20 protein-coding genes, 1 tRNA gene and 1 riboswitch are annotated in these 16,156 nt (G+C 66.7%); of the genes, 10 read left to right on the top strand and 11 right to left on the bottom strand.

Features of this window, described 5'->3' with window-relative positions:
- The first annotated feature begins 38 nt into the window (after window positions 1-38).
- Both ACUZUJ_RS08010 and ACUZUJ_RS08005 read left to right on the top strand, forming a co-directional pair.
- The gene (locus tag ACUZUJ_RS08010; RefSeq protein WP_014036723.1) at window positions 39-473 is read left to right on the top strand and encodes an FKBP-type peptidyl-prolyl cis-trans isomerase; all 435 of its coding nucleotides are present in this window, start codon (window positions 39-41) and stop codon (window positions 471-473) included.
- Window positions 460-1,707 (top strand): TIGR03862 family flavoprotein, encoded by a 1,248-nt coding sequence (locus tag ACUZUJ_RS08005; protein ID WP_458220160.1) that lies wholly within the window; start codon window positions 460-462, stop codon window positions 1,705-1,707. Before ACUZUJ_RS08010 ends, ACUZUJ_RS08005 begins: the two co-directional genes overlap by 14 nt.
- A 37-nt stretch (window positions 1,708-1,744) precedes the next feature.
- Here ACUZUJ_RS08005 and ACUZUJ_RS08000 read toward each other — a convergent pair whose 3' ends face one another.
- From ACUZUJ_RS08000 to ACUZUJ_RS07985, 4 genes are all read right to left on the bottom strand, one after another.
- A complete protein-coding gene (locus tag ACUZUJ_RS08000) occupies window positions 1,745-2,206 on the bottom strand; it encodes a GNAT family N-acetyltransferase (protein WP_458220159.1) in 462 nt (153 codons plus the stop codon).
- Between the two features lie 75 nt (window positions 2,207-2,281).
- Window positions 2,282-3,904 carry an FMN-binding glutamate synthase family protein gene (locus ACUZUJ_RS07995; protein WP_100449783.1) on the bottom strand — a complete coding sequence of 541 codons (1,623 nt, stop codon included), beginning with the start codon at window positions 3,902-3,904 and terminating at the stop codon, window positions 2,282-2,284.
- Window positions 3,905-3,959: 55 nt separating this feature from the next.
- A complete protein-coding gene (locus ACUZUJ_RS07990) occupies window positions 3,960-5,246 on the bottom strand; it encodes a nucleotide sugar dehydrogenase (RefSeq protein ID WP_458220158.1) in 1,287 nt (428 codons plus the stop codon).
- Window positions 5,247-5,380: 134 nt separating this feature from the next.
- Window positions 5,381-5,815, bottom strand: coding sequence for a BLUF domain-containing protein (locus ACUZUJ_RS07985; RefSeq protein ID WP_014036718.1), 435 nt, complete (start codon window positions 5,813-5,815; stop codon window positions 5,381-5,383).
- Window positions 5,816-5,946: 131 nt separating this feature from the next.
- Here ACUZUJ_RS07985 and ACUZUJ_RS07980 point away from each other — a divergent pair.
- Window positions 5,947-6,033, top strand: a tRNA-Leu gene (locus tag ACUZUJ_RS07980).
- A gap of 23 nt (window positions 6,034-6,056) precedes the next feature.
- On the opposite strand, the gene hemN is transcribed toward ACUZUJ_RS07980, so the two are convergent.
- The gene (gene hemN / locus ACUZUJ_RS07975) at window positions 6,057-7,466 is read right to left on the bottom strand and encodes an oxygen-independent coproporphyrinogen III oxidase (protein WP_049446459.1); all 1,410 of its coding nucleotides are present in this window, start codon (window positions 7,464-7,466) and stop codon (window positions 6,057-6,059) included.
- Between the two features lie 44 nt (window positions 7,467-7,510).
- Window positions 7,511-7,951, bottom strand: coding sequence for a group III truncated hemoglobin (locus ACUZUJ_RS07970; RefSeq protein ID WP_049446087.1), 441 nt, complete (start codon window positions 7,949-7,951; stop codon window positions 7,511-7,513).
- A gap of 179 nt (window positions 7,952-8,130) precedes the next feature.
- Between ACUZUJ_RS07970 and ACUZUJ_RS07965 the strand changes: the two genes are divergently transcribed.
- Window positions 8,131-8,418, top strand: a complete 288-nt coding sequence (locus ACUZUJ_RS07965) for a hypothetical protein (protein WP_049446085.1) — start codon at window positions 8,131-8,133, stop codon at window positions 8,416-8,418.
- The gene (locus ACUZUJ_RS07960) at window positions 8,415-9,464 is read left to right on the top strand and encodes a 4Fe-4S dicluster domain-containing protein (protein WP_049446083.1); all 1,050 of its coding nucleotides are present in this window, start codon (window positions 8,415-8,417) and stop codon (window positions 9,462-9,464) included. The genes ACUZUJ_RS07965 and ACUZUJ_RS07960 overlap by 4 nt, the downstream gene beginning before the upstream one ends.
- Window positions 9,465-9,473: 9 nt before the next feature.
- Here ACUZUJ_RS07960 and ACUZUJ_RS07955 read toward each other — a convergent pair whose 3' ends face one another.
- Window positions 9,474-9,710, bottom strand: coding sequence for a hypothetical protein (locus ACUZUJ_RS07955; RefSeq protein WP_005416001.1), 237 nt, complete (start codon window positions 9,708-9,710; stop codon window positions 9,474-9,476).
- Window positions 9,711-10,063: 353 nt separating this feature from the next.
- A complete protein-coding gene (locus ACUZUJ_RS07950; RefSeq protein WP_049446081.1) occupies window positions 10,064-10,273 on the bottom strand; it encodes a helix-turn-helix domain-containing protein in 210 nt (69 codons plus the stop codon).
- Window positions 10,274-10,384: 111 nt separating this feature from the next.
- Between ACUZUJ_RS07950 and ACUZUJ_RS07945 the strand changes: the two genes are divergently transcribed.
- The gene (locus tag ACUZUJ_RS07945) at window positions 10,385-10,786 is read left to right on the top strand and encodes a helix-turn-helix domain-containing protein (RefSeq protein WP_005415999.1); all 402 of its coding nucleotides are present in this window, start codon (window positions 10,385-10,387) and stop codon (window positions 10,784-10,786) included.
- 22 nt (window positions 10,787-10,808) lie between these two features.
- Window positions 10,809-10,872: riboswitch (Fluoride riboswitch) on the top strand.
- Window positions 10,873-10,953: 81 nt separating this feature from the next.
- On the top strand, window positions 10,954-11,346 hold the full coding sequence (crcB, locus tag ACUZUJ_RS07940; protein WP_014036647.1) for a fluoride efflux transporter CrcB: 393 nt from the start codon (window positions 10,954-10,956) through the stop codon (window positions 11,344-11,346).
- Between the two features lie 3 nt (window positions 11,347-11,349).
- Here crcB and ACUZUJ_RS07935 read toward each other — a convergent pair whose 3' ends face one another.
- Window positions 11,350-12,183 carry an AraC family transcriptional regulator gene (locus ACUZUJ_RS07935; protein ID WP_119007741.1) on the bottom strand — a complete coding sequence of 278 codons (834 nt, stop codon included), beginning with the start codon at window positions 12,181-12,183 and terminating at the stop codon, window positions 11,350-11,352.
- Between the two features lie 96 nt (window positions 12,184-12,279).
- Window positions 12,280-12,792, bottom strand: coding sequence for a P-loop nucleotide/nucleoside kinase family protein (locus ACUZUJ_RS07930; protein WP_049446079.1), 513 nt, complete (start codon window positions 12,790-12,792; stop codon window positions 12,280-12,282).
- A 261-nt stretch (window positions 12,793-13,053) separates the two neighbouring features.
- Here ACUZUJ_RS07930 and ACUZUJ_RS07925 point away from each other — a divergent pair, with 261 nt between their 5' ends.
- Both ACUZUJ_RS07925 and ACUZUJ_RS07920 read left to right on the top strand, forming a co-directional pair.
- On the top strand, window positions 13,054-14,130 hold the full coding sequence (locus ACUZUJ_RS07925; RefSeq protein WP_458220157.1) for an alpha/beta hydrolase: 1,077 nt from the start codon (window positions 13,054-13,056) through the stop codon (window positions 14,128-14,130).
- Between the two features lie 90 nt (window positions 14,131-14,220).
- A complete protein-coding gene (locus ACUZUJ_RS07920; RefSeq protein ID WP_088025576.1) occupies window positions 14,221-14,421 on the top strand; it encodes a hypothetical protein in 201 nt (66 codons plus the stop codon).
- A 32-nt stretch (window positions 14,422-14,453) separates the two neighbouring features.
- Here ACUZUJ_RS07920 and ACUZUJ_RS07915 read toward each other — a convergent pair whose 3' ends face one another.
- The gene (locus ACUZUJ_RS07915; protein WP_458220156.1) at window positions 14,454-15,386 is read right to left on the bottom strand and encodes a LysR family transcriptional regulator; all 933 of its coding nucleotides are present in this window, start codon (window positions 15,384-15,386) and stop codon (window positions 14,454-14,456) included.
- Window positions 15,387-15,492: 106 nt separating this feature from the next.
- On the opposite strand from ACUZUJ_RS07915, the gene ACUZUJ_RS07910 reads away from it, so the two are divergent.
- On the top strand, window positions 15,493-16,113 hold the full coding sequence (locus tag ACUZUJ_RS07910; protein WP_164162404.1) for an FMN-dependent NADH-azoreductase: 621 nt from the start codon (window positions 15,493-15,495) through the stop codon (window positions 16,111-16,113).
- The last annotated feature ends 43 nt before the right edge of the window (window positions 16,114-16,156 follow it).

Genomic DNA, 16,156 nt, shown 5'->3' with positions numbered 1-16,156 from the left:
CTTGCCGCCCTCGCCCTGCGCCCTACCGGAGACGCCCGATGCGCCGCCTGCTGCTCCCCCTGCTGCTGTCCCTCGCCGCCGTTGGCTGCTCGAGCGAGCCCTCCGGCCCGCCGCCGGGCGGCACCCTGACCACCTTCGAACGCATCGATACCGTGCCCGGCACCGGCGCCGAGGCCGTCTCCGGCAGCAAGGTCACCGTGCACTACACCGGCTGGATCTACGACAACCGCACCGAGAGCAAGCACGGCAAGACCTTCGACAGCTCGGTCAGCCGTGGCGAACCGTTCACCTTCGCCCTCGGCGCCGGCCAGGTCATCCGCGGCTGGGATGAAGGCGTGGCCGGCATGAAGGTCGGCGGCAAGCGCACGCTGATGATCCCGCCGGACTATGGCTACGGCGACCGCCGGGTCGGCCCGATCCCGGCTGGCTCGTCGCTGGTGTTCGATGTCGAGCTGCTCGATGTCAAACCGTAATACCGCAACGCCCCATCGGGTCGCCGTCATCGGCGGTGGCCCGGCCGGCCTGTTCGCCGCCGAGCGCCTGCGCGCCGCTGGGCTGGAGGTGGACCTGTACGAGGCCAAGGGTTCACCCGGCCGCAAGTTCCTGATCGCCGGCAAGGGCGGCCTCAACCTCACCCATTCCGATCCGCGGCCGCTGTTCGACAGCCGCTACCGCGAGCGGTCCACGGCCGTGGGCCGCTGGCTCGACGGCTTCGACGCGCAGGCGCTGCGCGACTGGGCCGCCGGCTTCGGCGTGGAGACCTATGTCGGCAGCTCCGGCCGCGTGTTCCCGGTCGACCGCAAGGCTGCACCGCTGCTGCGCGGCTGGGTGCGCCGACTGAAGGAACAGGGCGTGCGCCTGCATGCCAACCACCGCTGGACCGGCTGGGGCAACGACGGCGCGCTGCGCTTCACCACCGAAGCGGGCGAGATCGATGTCCACGCCGATGCCACCGTGTTGGCGATGGGTGGTGGCAGCTGGCCGCAGCTGGGCAGTGATGGCGCCTGGGTCGCCCCCTTGCAGGCACGAGGCGTGGACATTGCGCCGCTGCAATCGGCCAACTGCGGCTTCGACATCGACTGGACGCCGTTCTTCGCCCAGCGCAATGCCGGTGCACCGTTGAAGCCGGTGGTCGCGCACTGGATCGACCTGGCCGGGCAGCCACAGTCGCTGCAGGGCGAATGCGTCGCCAGCGAGTACGGCATCGAAGGCAGCCTGATCTATGCGTTGGCGGCCGACCTGCGCGAGACCATCAACCGCGATGGACACGCCATGCTGTGGCTGGACCTGGTGCCTGGCCGAGACGAGGCGCGCCTGCTGGGCGACCTGTCACGCCCGCGCAAGGGCCGCAGCTTCGGTGAGCACCTGCGCCGCCAGGCCGGCCTGGATGCGGTAAAGGCCGCGCTGGTGTTCGAGATCCTCGGCAAGGATGCGGGCAACGACCTGCCTGCCGTGGTCGCCACGCTCAAACGCCTGCCACTGCGCCTGCTGCGGCCACGGCCGATGGCCGAAGTGATCAGCACCGCCGGTGGCGTGCGCCTGGACGCACTCGATGATGACCTGATGCTGCGGGCGCTGCCGGGTGTGTTCTGTGCCGGCGAGATGCTGGACTGGGAAGCGCCGACAGGCGGCTACCTGCTGACCGCGTGCTACGCCAGCGGCCTGCGTGCCGCCGAGGGCGTGATCGGTTGGCTGGCCGGGCGGTGACGCCTGCGTTGTAGCGTCGAGCAAGCCCGGCTCTACATCACCATGGCCTGCGCATGCTCACCGAGGCCAGCGCCACACCGCTGGGATGCGCATAGGCTTCCTCGCGCACGCTGACAAAGCCCTGCCGTTGATAGAACGGCACGGCATTGAGCGAGGCCGACAGAACCACCTCACGCTCACGATCGGCCATCGCCAACAGGCGCTGCATCAGCGCCTGGCCGATCCCCTTTCCGCCACGATCCGGATCGACGAACAGCGCGTCGACTTCATTGGCATCGGCATCGAACACGCCGAAACCGAGCAGGCCGCCCTGTCCGTCCTCGGCCACCACGCAACCACCCTGCCCCAGCAGCCTCGCGTACTGCAGCGGCGGTGGCGAGGCCGACCACGGCGCAATGACCGCCGGCGGGTAATGGCTGCTGCAGGTCTCGCGCACACAGCGCGTGCGCAGCGCCCACAACGTGGCGACATCTTCGATGGTGCCGATCCTGAACTGCATGGCGCCTCCTTGTAGGGTCGAGCTTGCTCGACTGCGTGGAAAAGCAGTCGAGCATGGCTCGACGCTACAGAATCGTTATCGCGACTTGCTGGCGCGCAGCGCCTGGATCTTCGGCGGCGGCTGGAACGAATCGCTGCGTGCATCGGCCCAGAATGCATGGAACACCGCATGGTCCGGCACCTTGTGCAGCAGCTCGCCCGGTTCCAGGTAGCGGTACAGCGACGCCAGCGAACGGATTTCCACCGGCGAGACGCGGCGCAGGATGTGCTCCGGCCCCAGCTCGGCCGGATCGTTCAGGCCCGCCGCACACAGCAGCTCCTTCAGGGCATGCAGCGTGTGCTCGTGGTAGCTGTAGACACGGGTGGCCTTGTCCGGTGCATCCAGGTGCTTCCAGCGTGCCGGGTCCTGGGTGGCGATGCCGGTCGGGCACTTGTCGGTGTGGCAGCTCAACGACTGGATGCAACCCAGCGCGAACATGAAGCCACGGCCGGCATTGCACCAGTCGGCGCCGAGCGCGATGGTGCGCGCGATATCGAATGCGCTGGTGATCTTGCCTGCCGCGCCGATACGGATGCGCTCGCGAAGATCCAGGCCGACCAGAGTGTTGTGCACCAGCAGCAGCGCCTCGTGCATCGGCACGCCGACATGGTCGACGAACTCCGCCGGTGCTGCGCCAGTACCGCCCTCGGCACCGTCGACCACGATGAAATCCGGCAGCAGGCCGGTTTCCTGCATTGCCTTGGCAATGCCGAACCACTCCCACGGGTGGCCGATGGCCAGCTTGAAACCGACCGGCTTGCCGCCGGACAGTTCGCGCAGGCGGGCGACGAACTGCAGCAGTTCGACCGGCGTCGAGAACGCCGAGTGACGCGACGGCGATACGCAGTCCACGCCCATCGGCACGCCACGGGTCACCGAAATCTCGGCGGTCACCTTCGGCGCCGGCAGCACGCCGCCATGACCGGGCTTGGCGCCCTGCGACAGCTTGATCTCGATCATCTTGACCTGGTCATGGGTGGCGTTGGCGACGAAGCGCTCTTCGCTGAAACCGCCCTTTTCATCACGGCAACCGAAGTAGCCCGAGCCGATCTCCCAGACCAGGTCGCCGCCCATCTCACGGTGATACGGCGAAATCGAACCTTCGCCGGTATCGTGATAGAAGCCCCCCCGGCGCGCGCCCTCGTTCAGCGCGCGGATCGCATTGGCCGACAGTGAACCGAAGCTCATCGCCGAGATATTGAACACGCTCGCCGAATACGGCTTGGCACAGTTGGCGCCGATCAGCACGCGGAAGTCATGCTTGGCGATGGCGGTCGGCGCCAGCGAATGGTTGATCCACTCGTAATCCACCGCATAGGTGCTGCGCAGCGTACCGAACGGCACCGTGTCCATCTCGTTCTTGGCGCGCTGGTAGATCAGCGCACGCTGCTGGCGCGAGAACGGCACGTCCTCCAGGTCGCTCTGCACGAAATACTGGCGGATCTCCGGGCCGATCGACTCCAGGCCGTAGCGGAAGTGCGCCATCACCGGATAGTTGCGGCGCAGCGTGCTGCGCTTCTGCAGCAGGTCCCAGGTCCCCAGCGCCACCATCGCGGCGGTCAGGCCGACGCCCCAGTACCAGGCCGGCCAGATCGTGGCCAACCACAGGCAGATGGGGAACATCAGGATGGCGAGCAGGTAGACGATATACCGGTGCATGGCGTTCCTTGGTTGCAACTGCCTGCGAGTCTACCGCGCTGCCCGCCGCCCTGGTTTACAGGCGATCGTCAACCACGTTGCGTGGCCAGGCCGATTTCACGTCGTAGACCAGGCCGCCCGGTGCCAGCAGCGACCGGATACCGGCCTCGTCCATCGCCTTGAAGCGGGCATGGGCTACCGCCAGCACCACCGCGTCATAGGTCCCTGCCACGGGTTCGGCCAGCCACTGCACGCCCTCATCGGCCAATGCCGCCGGGCCGACCCAGGGATCACTGACCTCGACCTGAGCACCGGCATCACGCAGGCGCTGCGCCAGCTCCAGCGCGCGGCTGTTGCGCAGGTCCGGGCAATCCTCCTTGAAGGTCACGCCGAGCACCAGAATGCGCGACTGCGCTGGTACGCGACCACGTTCGGCCAGCATCGCCAGCACCCGCGACGCCACATGCTCCCCGACGCGGTTGTTGACCTGCCGCGCGGTGTGGATCAGGTCCGGGTGATAGCCCACGCTCTCGGACTTGTGCAGCAGGTAGTACGGGTCCACGCCGATGCAGTGGCCGCCGACCAGGCCCGGCCGGAAGGGCAGGAAGTTCCACTTGCTGCCGGCCGCATCCAGCACATCCTGGGTATCGATGCCGAGCCGGTCGAAGATCAGCGCCAGCTCGTTGACCAGCGCGATGTTGACGTCACGCTGGATATTCTCGACCACCTTGGCCGCTTCGGCCACGCGCATCGACGGCGCCGGGAACGTACCGGCGGCAATAATGCGCTGGTACAGGCCATCGATCACCGCAGCCACTTCCGCTGTCGACCCCGAGGTGATCTTGCGGATGTCGGCCAGGCGCCGCTGGCGGTCGCCGGGACTGACCCGCTCCGGGCTGTAGCCGCAATAGAAATCTTCGTTGAAACGCAGGCCCGAGCCTTCTTCCAGCAACGGTACGCAGACCTCTTCGGTGGTGCCCGGGTACACCGTGGATTCGTAGATCACCAAGTCGCCCGCGCGCAGATGGCTGGCAATCAGCCGCGTAGCCGAACGCAACGGCTCCAGATCGGGCTGCTCATAGGCATCGATCGGGGTTGGCACGGTAACGATGTAGACATTGCAGGCATCGAGCAGGGCCGGATCGCTGCCGTACTGCAGCTGCTGTGCACTGGACAGCTCATCGGCCTCCATTTCCAGCGTGTGGTCCTGACCATCGCGCAGCTCGGCAATGCGATCAGCATCGATGTCGAAGCCCAGCGTCGGCCAGTGCCGGCCAAAGGCCACCGCCAGCGGCAGGCCGACGTAGCCCAGGCCGATCACCGCGAATCGCGGGGCCTCCGCTGCTGCAAGGGAAGCGCTCACTGACATGTCCTGCGCAACGGCATGCGTACCGCCATGGCTTCGGCCGACCTGATCATTCGCTGCACCACTCCGGGTAAATCCACGCCAGAAAGGCTACAGCCTAACGGCCCGAGTGCCTGGCCGCCAAGATGGGATCAGGAGCCCAGTGCGACCGCAGCCGGCTCCAGTTCGCCATCGGCGCCGGTCCAGGCCTGCAGCAGGCGCTCGAAGCCACCGCTGCCAAGCAGGAAGCCCGGCCACGCCGATTCGACGATCTGTGCCAGCAGCTCCGCATCGATGCGCCGGGTTCCCATCGACCAGCGCGGAAACGCCCGCTGCGCCACCGGCGCGCGGCAGAGCACCTTCAGCTGGCCATGGCTGCGCGCATTGACGATGCGCTGGTACACCGAATCGATGCCATCTTCGGGACCCTCCAGATACTGCAGAAAGCGCGAGCCGTCGAACATCAGCACACCGGTGACGCCGGCTACACGGTTGAATGCCGTGGCATCGGCCAGCAGGCGGTCAAGATCGGTTGTCTGCAGATCGGCGCGGGCCTCACTGGCATAGGCAATCGCGTGCAGCGACATCAGGTGGCTCCCCCCCTGGGAACGATGGCTGGGACTATGACATGAATAGGAACGACAGTTAAGCACGTCACTGCGCCGATGCAATCCAGCCGCCGTGCGGCGGGTGGGCTACAATCGGCGCCGCGCTGCAGGCCCGGATGGCGAAACTGGTAGACGCATCGGACTTAAAATCCGCCGGGGGCAACCCCATGCCGGTTCGATTCCGGCTCCGGGCACCATGCATGCACTGCGCGACGGAACCTCAGATCGCACGCGAGTAGCGCGGCTGCTCGTGGGCGGCACGCAGGTACGGGTCGAAGCACATCGCCAGCAGCCGCAGCAGCGGCCGCCCCGGCTCGCTGGCGCGCACCACACCGTCGCGGTATTCGGCCAGGCCATCTTCCTGCAACCGCTGCACCGAACGCAGGTCTTCGGCAAAGTACCGCTCGAAATCGACGCCATGACGTTGGCCCAGCACCATGCCATCCACCTCGCCCTGGCACATCAGCTGCTGGATCAGTTCCGCACGCAGCTGGTCGTCGGCACTCAGTGCCACGCCGCGCCAGACCGGCAGCTGACCCTGGTCCACCGCATCCTCCCACGACGGCAGATCGCGCGGATTCTGGCTGTAGGTGGCACCGATGTGGCTGATCGCACTCACGCCCAGGCCGAGCAGATCGGTATCGGCGTGGGTGGTGTAGCCCATGAAGTTGCGATGCAACTGGCCGGCACGCTGCGCACGCGACAGATCCTCTTCCGGCAACGCAAAGTGATCCATGCCGATGTACTGGTAGCCGGCCGACGAGAGCCTCTCCACCGCCAGGCCCAGCAGCGCAAGCTTGTCTTCCGGTGAAGGCAGCCGGCTCTCGTCGATCTGCTTCTGCGCACGGAACAGATGCGGCAGGTGCGCGTAACCGTAGACCGCCAGGCGATCCGGGCGCAGCGCCAGCACCCGTTCGAGGGTGCGGCCGAAGCCTTCCAGGCTCTGCCCCGGCAACCCGTAGATCAGGTCGACGTTGACCGAACGCATGCCGCTGTCGCGGCACGCGCGCAGGATGTCCAGCGTCTGCTGCACGCCCTGTATGCGGTTGATCGATTCCTGTACGTGCGGATCGAAATCCTGCACGCCCAGGCTGGCGCGGTTGAAGCCCAGCCGCGCCAGCATGGCGACGTCGCGGGTATCAATGAAGCGCGGATCGAGCTCGATCGAGAAATCGCGCTGCGGCGAATCGCTGAAATCGAAGCGCCGGCGCAGCCCCTCCACCAGCGTGGTCATCGCCTCGGCATCAAGGAAGTTCGGCGTGCCGCCTCCGAGATGCAGCTGGATGACCTCGCGGCCGTCCTCGAACTGCGGCGCCAGCAGGTCGGCCTCGGCCAGCACGCGCGAGACGTAGCTGTGGCCACGGCCGCGATCGCGGGTGATCACCCGGTTGCAACCGCAGTAGAAGCAGGGACTGGAACAGAACGGCACGTGCACGTACAGCGACAGCGCACGGGCCTGCTGGTTGCTGTCGGCGATCGCCTGGCGCAGCGCCGGCGCGTCGAAGCCATCATGGAAATGCGGCGCGGTCGGGTACGAGGTGTAGCGCGGGCCCGGCCGGTCGTGCCGGCGCAGCAGGTCGGGGTCGAAGGTCCAGGCCAGGCCACCGGCGGCGGGAGAGAACGTGTCCATGCCGCCAGCATCGCGCCGCGCAGACGTGACCGCCTTGACCCAGATCAATCCTTGGCAGGGATGCCCAGCACCGGCAGGCCCACCTGCGGCCAGCGCAGCATCTGGTAGCGCTTCCAGAAGGTGTCACCGATGCGTGCGGCCACGTCGTTGGCCAGCTCCTGCATCGGCGGGTTGTTGCACTCGGCGGTAGTGATCCGGAACAGCACCAGCCAACGGTCGAACAGGTCCTTGTCCAGCTCGATGGCCATGTGCTTGGACATCGGCGAGCCCTTGAAGCGGCGGGTACCGCGCAGCATCGCCGACCAGAAATCGACCAGCTGCGCCAGGTGCTCCGGCCAGTCGTGGACGTGCGCCTCGAACACCGGCCCCAACCGCTCTTCCTCGCGCACGCGCGCATAGAAGTCGTGCACCAGGCGGGTCACTTCCTGCTCGGTGCACAACTCGGGCGAGGCGACGGGAAGAACAGGCGGCTGCGTTGCGTTCATCGGGGTACCCAAAGCGTGCCGGCAGTGTGCCCCAGCCGGGCCGCACCACCGTTGATCCAGATCAATGTCGACGCAGTCCGCTGCACCTAGGCTGACACGCTTGCAGGAAGCATGCCCTGCGGATGCTGCGCCGGCCTCGGCGGAGTATACGCGCCGCCCTCATTCCGATCCGGGACAGCATGAACAGACCCTCTCCCAGCCGCCGCCAGCAGCTGATCCAGCACTGGGGCGCCATCCTCTGGCCCAGCTTCATCGCCGCGGGCCTGGCCAGCGTGGTGTTCTTCGCCTTCGTCGATCCGTTGCGACTGCAGGCGATCAGTTTCCCGGGCACGGCGATCAGCCGCGAACTGGGCTATACGGCAGGGTTTTTCATGTTCTGGTCGGTGACGGCAGTGTCCAGCGCGGTCACCTGGTACCTGCAGCGCCCGATGCCCAGCGACGACGACGACGAGCTGCCGCTGGGATGAGCATGCCCTGCACTGGAACTCCACGCCCCTGGCGTTGGCGCGGCGCGCTGAGCGCGCTCCTGCTGGCACTGTTCTATGCGTTGCCATGGCTGCGCTGGAACGGGCAGCAGGCGCTGCTGCTGGACATCAATGCACGACGCTTCGACCTGTTCGGCTGGACATTGTGGCCCGGCGACGTCGGCGTGCTGATCGGTCTGCTGGCGGTGCTGGCCGTTGCCCTTGCGTTGCTTACCCACCTCGCCGGCCGTGTCTGGTGCGGCCACGGCTGCCCCCAGACGCTGTGGCGGCGTGCCTTCGACTGGATAGCACACGGCATGGCGCGGGTTTTGCCGGTGCCGGCGGTGCGCCCTGCCACCCAGCTGGCCTGGGCGTTGCTGTCGCTGTGGACCGGCATCACCTTCGTCGGCCTGTTCAGCCCGATCGGAGAACTGGTGGACGCTGCGCCACACGCCGGCTGGAGTGGCTGGGAAACGTTCTGGGTGGTGTTCTATGCCGCAGCGACCTGGGGTAATGCCGGCTTCCTGCGCGAACAGGTGTGCCGTTCGCTGTGCCCATTCGCGCGCATGCAGCCACTGCTGACCGATCCGTACACGCCCCGCATGTTGTACGACGCGCGCCGCGGCGAACCGCGCGGCATGCGCCCGTCGGGCCTGGGGGGCGTGCTGGGCCGCGGCCGCGGCCTGCTCGACCCGACCACCGCGCAGGACTACGTATTCCGTGCCGCGCATCCGCTGCTGGCCGGACCGATGCCCACCTTCAGCGCCGACCGCCTGGGCGACTGCACCGATTGCGCCGCATGTGTCAGCGCCTGCCCGATGCAGCTGGACATCCGCCAGGGACCGCAGGCCGATTGCCTGGCCTGCGGCGCCTGCCTGGACGCCTGCGCGCGGCAGCAGCACCAGGCCGGTTTCGGCTCGGGGCTGGTGCGTTACTGCAGTCCGCAGGCCATGGCCGGGCAACCGCGGCAATGGTGGCGACCGCGGACCCTGGCACTGCTTTCGATGCTGCTGGCGTTGTTGGCCTGTGGCGCCTGGCGCCTGCTTTGAATCAACGGATCAACGCGGCCCGTTGGCGTGCGGCGGTACCAGCTGCGCACGTCGGACAATGCCGAGCTGCTCGATGATCAGCGCCATTTCATTGGTGACCTCGGTACGCTCGGTCCCCTGCGGGACCAGGCGGTCCAGCACCTGCTGGTAGGTATCCCAGAACGCCGGACCGCATCCGTGTTTGTGATAACTGGCTTCCAGTTCGCGGCGTACCCGTTCAGCCAAGCCATGCATGCCGTATTCCATACGACCTCCGTTGGACTTGTTCTGCATCGTTGACGGTCTACCGACTCACTTGCGAGCTACTGAAAGACTCCCGGGCTTCACGCCCGGTTGATGCCAATTAGTCATAGATTTCACGACAGGTCAATTACATGCAGCGACTTTCGTGATCGAAATTATTAATCGTTCACGAAACCACATACGGGATGACAGGGTCCCCGGATGGGGCGGACCCGACACACTACCCGATCCCCCCACCCCCTGCTCCAGTAGGCATCACCGATGGCCGAGCCCCGTTCCATCGAAGTTTCCTATATTGCTAAGCATACTTAGCAAACCACGCTTAGAGTGCTATATGCGACAAAATGCGGCGCAGTTCAGACCTCTTCGGCCTCTGCGGCCTCAGTCGCCGGGAACAGATTGGGGTAGCGCTGATGCAGGATGTATTGGCGCAGCGCAGGAATCGGGAAGTCCCTGGGCCATTGCGACACCGCAGATCGGCTTATGCCAAAGAAGCGCGCCAGTTCGGCATCGGTCCGGAAACCCAGCCGGATGCGCACCTGCCCCTTGCTCCAGAATTCGGTCACGGTCGGTCCTTCTGTTAACCAGACTTATTCTTGGAACAAGGGAACTTTGCGATCTACGCGTTAAGCTGGCTTGCATAGATGAATACTCTCGGCCAACGACTCGCCATTGCCATGAAGAAAGCCGGGCACCCTCGCCCGGCCGATCTGGCCCGCGCCGCCGATTCGACGACGGCAACCATCAGCAACTGGCTCAACGACCATGTCAGCCCCGCCCATGTGAAGGCCGAACAGCTGTTCCGCATCGCCGATGCGGCCAAGCTGGACGCGCGCGAACTGCTGTATGGCGTGAGCGGGCTTGGCGTCGGTGAACGGGGCAATACCTACATCCCCAGCCAGGCCCACCTGGACGTCTGGCAGGACGCCTACGAACTGGTCAGCCATCTGGTGGAGGAGAAGGGGCTGGAGATCGATCATCGCCGCCACGCAGCATTGGACCTGCTGGCCTTCGAACTGCTGATGGACGGCTTCAGCCGCAGCAAGGTCATCCGGGTACTGACGACCTCGATGACGTGAATGCACTGCCGCTGGTAGCATGGTCGTCGATGGGGATGGGGCTCCCCCGATAACCGCCTGAAAGGGCTGATGGCTCCTGCCAGGACGAACCGGTGTTCGTCGACGGCAGGCCGTGCCCGCCCTCGGCGTTCGCCATCGAATCAGCGAACCCCTACCCGAGGCACGTGATGCACGCATTGAACAACTATTTGCTGGTCTTCATCGGCGGCGGACTTGGTGCCTGCCTGCGCCACGCCTGCAACCTGATCGGTGCGCGCGTGGCGGTCGGCAGTCCGTGGCCCTGGTCGACCTTCCTGATCAACATCAGCGGCGCACTGCTGATGGGCGTGCTGGTCGAAGCCTTCGCCCTGCGCAATGGCGCCTCGCCGCAGCTGCGACTGCTGCTGGCCACCGGCGTCCTCGGCGGCTACACCACGTTCTCCACCTATGCACTGGAAATCGGCCTGCTGCTGCAGCGCGGCCAGCATGGCCTGGCAGCGCTGTACGCCGGCGGTTCGGTGGCACTGGGCCTGGTCGGCCTGTTCGGCGGCATGAAACTGGCGCGGCTGGTGCTGGGCTGAGGCTTAGGCAGCGCCGGCGCGGGCCTGTCCGCGCCACTCCCGCGGCGACTGCCCGGTGTGCGCCTTGAACGCGCGCGACAGCGCCGCTTCGCTGCCGTACCCCACATCGTCGGCAATCCGCTTGAGCGGTCTGCCCTGGCGCAGCGCCTGCTGCGCCAGGCCCACCCGCCAACCCTGCAGATACTGGCCCGGCGTGGTGCCCATCGCCTCACGGAAGCTGGCGGCAAACACACTGCGCGACATGCCGGCGACGTCGGCCAGGTCTTCCAGCGTCCACGCCTGCGCCGGCGCTTCATGCATCGCCACCAACGCCAGCCGCAGCCGCGGATGGCCGAGCCCGGCGAACAGGCCACCACGCATCTCGCCGCCTTCCATCAACTGGCGCAGCACCTGGATCATCACCACCTCGAACAGCCGGTTGACCATCGCCGCACGCCCGCAGCGCTGCTCGAAGGCCTCTTCGAACAGCAGCTCCAGTGCTGCGCTGCCGCCGTAGAGATCCGCCAGCGGCATGCAGATGAATTCGGGCAACGCGGCGCTGATCGGGTTCAGCCGGCCGCCCTCGAAATGCAGGTTGGCGCAGGCCATGTCGGCGCCCTGCTGCGGATCGGTACTGAACCGGTGCGGCATCGGCCGCGGGTACAGCAGCAGGCTGGGGACGTCGACCTGGAGGGTCTGCTGGCCGTGGCTGACCTGCAGCGGCCCCCGCCGCACCAGGTGCAGCTGGCCGGCCTCATCTTCCCCCTGCAGGGTGTTGATGCCGCACAGCGCGCCGGCATGGAACACCGAGGCGGTGACCGCGAAACGTTCGAGCAGGATGGCGAGACGGTCGACCACGATGGGACTCCAGATCAAGCGAATAGGGTTCAATGCGTCAGATCGTATCGGAATCGCCACCACCATGATCGACTGAACACGGCCATTTGCAGGAACTCACCCCTCCTGTGCATGACGGATCACCACGAAGCCCTCCTCCGGCACAGGTGCCACGAAGTGGCAGGTGATCTGCTCAAAGGCTTCATCGCTGGCCTGGAACGGGTGCTCACCGCGCGCGTTGCGGGCACGCAGACGCGCCTTGCAGATGGCGTCGGGAACATCGAGAAAATGCAGCTGATGGGCAACGCCGGCCGACTCGAACAGTTCGCGGCCCCAGGCGCGGGCGGCGGGCGTGTTGAACGGAACGTCGAGCACGACCGAGACGCCGGCCTGCAGGATCGCGCGGACATGCTGCGTCAGCGCAGCGCGCAGTGCTGCCGCGCGCTGCAGGTAGTCGGCGACGGAATGGATCTGGCAGGGATACAGCGCCGCCAGCCAGGCGTCTTCGCTGATCAGCACGTGGCACGGCTGCGCCACCAACCGCTGCGACAGAGTGGACTTTCCGGCGCCGATCTTGCCGCACACCAGGTGCAGGGTCGGGGCGTCGCCGGTCGATGAAAGAGGGTGCATCTGCGTTCTCCTCGGTGGATTCCAGTACCCGGGAGAGCGCCGCATGCAACCCGCCTTCCCGGGCGGGTTGCATGGCCATGACGACCGCGCGCTACCCCGCCTTCCCGTGGGGAACGCGGATAATCGACGCGGCAGTGTGCTGGGCCATGCCGCCAGCGTAGAGCGCAGCACGGCCGACCGGCAATCCCCTGCGGCAGTGCAGCGCGCGCAACAATTCGCGGGCATCTATGCTCGGCGCCATTCCCGGATGGAATGACCACGATGCGCCCCTTGCTTCGATGCGCCCTCGCCCTCGGCCTTCTGCTGCCTGCGGCATCGCTGCTGGCTGCGCCACCCACTGCACCACGCATGCTCAGCGGCGAGCTGCAGGGCGCCCCCTGGCGCCTGGACGTACCGGCTGGCTGGAACGGCGACCTGGTGATGCTGGCGCATGGCTATGAACCAGTGGGTGTGCCACGCTCTACGCCGATGACCGCCAATGACAGCACTGCAACGCTGTTGGCCGCGGGCTACGCCGTCGCGCAGAGCGCCTATGCCAGCCAGGGCTGGGCCGTGGCCGATGCGATCACCGACATGGAACGCCTGCGCCAGCACGCGCTGGGCGAACTCAAGCGCGTGCGCCACACTTGGCTGCTCGGATTCTCGATGGGCGGCGCAGTGACCTTGGCCAGCCTCGAGCGCTACCCGCAGCACTACGCCGGTGGCGTCTCGCTGTGCGGTGCCAACCTCAGTGGCGAACAGATCGCCACTGACCTGCTGACCACGCTGGTCGCCTTCGATTACTTCTTCCCCAACGCGGAAGGCCTGCCGGCCAGTGGACTGGCGTCGCATGAAGCGGCCGCGTTGCCGCAGGCAGCGCTCTATCAAGGCATCGCCGGCGCGCTGCAGCAGAACCCACAGCATGCCGAGGTACTGGCTAGGCAACTGCAGGTCGCTCCGGATGCGCTGGCCGGCACGATCAGCCTGCACGCACTGGTCCTGCACGAACTGGCGACACGTAGCGGCGGCATGCCGGTGGGCAACAGGGGCGTGGTCTACCGCGGCTTCGGCGACGACACGGCGTTCAATGCCGGCGTGCAGCGTGTCGACGCCGTGCCCGCGGCACAGGCCGATGTCCGTGCGAAGCTGGCACTGAGCGGCGCGTTGAAGCGACCGCTGGTGATCCAGTTCAACAACAACGATCCCACCATCGTGCCGCATATGCAGACGGTGTATCCGCAGCTGGCGGCCCATGCCGGCGCACGGCCGTTGCCGAAGGTGCTGCCTGCGGCAGGCGAAGGGCATTGCGGCTTCTCTGAAGCCGACGTGGTCGAGGCGTTGAAGGCTGCACGGCGGTGAGCACAACGCGTGTCGCGGTGCATCAAGGCCGCGATGGAAGGACTGCTATGGTAGTCCCGCCCATTGAAGGGCACACAAAGGACTGACGTGATGATCAAGACGACCTTGAAGACCGTGATGTTCCTTGGCATGGCCGTAACCGGCCTGGCCTTCGCCGCAGGATCCTGCGAGTTCTGCACGCTGAAGTACGAGCAGTGCCTACGTACATCACATGGACCGCTGGGCAAGACCTCCGAGCAGTGTCTGGCCGAGTACAAGCTGTGCCGCGAAACGGACTGCCCGTCGCCCTGACCGGCATCCAGCCGGCTCCTGCGGGAGCCGGCTCAGCGCCCACCGGCGCGTCCAGCCTCCACCTCCAGCAGGCGCGCCGGCAACTGCTGCAGCAATGCGTCTACCGCCACCCGCGTCTTCAGCGGCAGGTGGGGCACCCGCGGCCACACCGCGTGGATCGGATAGATCGCACTGGAGGCAACCGGAAGAACTTCCAGCAACCGTCCCTGCTGCAGGGCATCGCGCACCAGCCAGTACGGTAGCCAGGCCACGCCCAGCCCTGCCACGGCCGCATCAGCCACGCCCTGCAGATCGTCCATCTGCACGCGTGCATCCGGCTTCAACACCTGCGGCTCGCCATCCACCCGCATCTTCCATTCCATCACCTGGCCGCGCCGGCTGTAGGCCACCGCCTCCAGCCCACGCAGTGCGTCGACGGTGCGTGGCAGCTCGCGCCCGGCCATGAACGCCGGCGAGGCGCAGATCGCCATGCGGTGTTCACCCAGCGGCCGCGCCACCAGATCGCTACTGTCGGGCAACGCGCCAATGCGGATCGCCAGGTCGATGCCCTCTTCGCGCAGGTCGGCCGTACGATCATTGAACTGCAGGTCCAGCGCCAGCGCCGGATGCTGGCGGGCCAGCTCAAGCAGGATCGGTGCGATGCACAGGTGGCCGAACAACACCGGCAGGGACACGCGCAGGCGACCGGCAACCTGGGTTCGCCCGCCCTCGAGCGCGGCCTCGCCTGCACGGATTTCCTCCAGCGCGCGCAGGCAATGCTGGTAGTAGAGCGCCCCGGCCTCGGTCAACTGCTGGCTGCGTGTGGTGCGCAGGAACAACGGGGTGCCGAGCCGCGCCTCCAGCCGCGCAATGCTCTTGGCCACCGCCGAGCGGGTGACCTGCAGCGCGTCGGCCGCCTGCGCGAAGTTGCCGGCCTGCACCGTGGCCACGAACACGTCGATACCGTTCAGATCGGACAGGGCCACAATGTATCCAACCAGGAACCAATGGAAGGAAAAAATAGCGCCACTGGCGAAGTTTTTAAAGTCTAGAGTGGGCGCCCTCCCCTTCCACGCAGATCGACTTCCCGCCATGAGCAAGGTGCTTGTCCTCCACTCCAGCCTCAACGGCACCGCCTCGCGCAGCGCCGGCCTGATCAATCGTTTCCTCGCCGAGCGTGCCGCGCAGGGCTTCGATGACGACGTCACCGTGCGCGACCTCACCGCACTGGACCTGCCGGTGCTGGATGAGGAGATCTTTCACGCACTGCGCGGTGCAGAGAACCCGGGCCCACGTGCGCAACAGGCCATCGCGCTGTCCGATGCGCTGATCGGCGAGCTGATGGACAGCGACCTGCTGCTGATCGCCGCACCGATGTACAACCTCAACGTACCGACGCCGCTGAAAAACTGGTTCGACCTGGTCGCCCGCGCGCGCGTGACCTTCCGCTACACCGACACCTGGCCACAGGGCCTGGTCCAGGGTGTGGAAGCGGTGGTGTTCAGTCCGCGCGGCGGCGTGCATGTCGGCCAGGGCACCGACACGGTGACGCCCTACCTGCGATCGGTGCTGGGCCTGATCGGCATCACCGAGGTTGATTTCGTCTACGCCGAAGGCATGGACATCCGTCCACATGGCATCGAGCAGGGCATGGCCCGCGCGCAGGCACAGTTGACCGCTTTGGCGCAGCGCATGCCGTTGCCGAACGCTTAGGATGCAGGGGCCGGCAACCGCCCTGCCGCCTCTTTCCCCGCTG

The organism is Stenotrophomonas sp. S4 (assembly GCF_054187805.2).
Note: the sequence above shows the minus strand (reverse complement) of the source record. Positions and strands in the feature narration are given on the sequence as shown.

Coding starts and splice junctions, on each gene's coding strand:
- crcB (WP_014036647.1), top strand. CDS start 10,954: ATGCACGCATTGAACAACTATTTGCTGGTCTTCATCGGCGGCGGACTT.
- ACUZUJ_RS07920 (WP_088025576.1), top strand. CDS start 14,221: ATGATCAAGACGACCTTGAAGACCGTGATGTTCCTTGGCATGGCCGTA.
- ACUZUJ_RS07910 (WP_164162404.1), top strand. CDS start 15,493: ATGAGCAAGGTGCTTGTCCTCCACTCCAGCCTCAACGGCACCGCCTCG.
- ACUZUJ_RS07955 (WP_005416001.1), bottom strand. CDS start 9,710: ATGGAATACGGCATGCATGGCTTGGCTGAACGGGTACGCCGCGAACTG.
- ACUZUJ_RS07995 (WP_100449783.1), bottom strand. CDS start 3,904: ATGCACCGGTATATCGTCTACCTGCTCGCCATCCTGATGTTCCCCATC.
- ACUZUJ_RS08010 (WP_014036723.1), top strand. CDS start 39: ATGCGCCGCCTGCTGCTCCCCCTGCTGCTGTCCCTCGCCGCCGTTGGC.
- ACUZUJ_RS07960 (WP_049446083.1), top strand. CDS start 8,415: ATGAGCATGCCCTGCACTGGAACTCCACGCCCCTGGCGTTGGCGCGGC.
- ACUZUJ_RS07965 (WP_049446085.1), top strand. CDS start 8,131: ATGAACAGACCCTCTCCCAGCCGCCGCCAGCAGCTGATCCAGCACTGG.
- ACUZUJ_RS07970 (WP_049446087.1), bottom strand. CDS start 7,951: ATGAACGCAACGCAGCCGCCTGTTCTTCCCGTCGCCTCGCCCGAGTTG.
- ACUZUJ_RS07985 (WP_014036718.1), bottom strand. CDS start 5,815: ATGTCGCTGCACGCGATTGCCTATGCCAGTGAGGCCCGCGCCGATCTG.
- ACUZUJ_RS08005 (WP_458220160.1), top strand. CDS start 460: ATGTCAAACCGTAATACCGCAACGCCCCATCGGGTCGCCGTCATCGGC.
- hemN (WP_049446459.1), bottom strand. CDS start 7,466: ATGGACACGTTCTCTCCCGCCGCCGGTGGCCTGGCCTGGACCTTCGAC.
- ACUZUJ_RS07945 (WP_005415999.1), top strand. CDS start 10,385: ATGAAGAAAGCCGGGCACCCTCGCCCGGCCGATCTGGCCCGCGCCGCC.
- ACUZUJ_RS07925 (WP_458220157.1), top strand. CDS start 13,054: ATGCGCCCCTTGCTTCGATGCGCCCTCGCCCTCGGCCTTCTGCTGCCT.
- ACUZUJ_RS08000 (WP_458220159.1), bottom strand. CDS start 2,206: ATGCAGTTCAGGATCGGCACCATCGAAGATGTCGCCACGTTGTGGGCG.
- ACUZUJ_RS07930 (WP_049446079.1), bottom strand. CDS start 12,792: ATGCACCCTCTTTCATCGACCGGCGACGCCCCGACCCTGCACCTGGTG.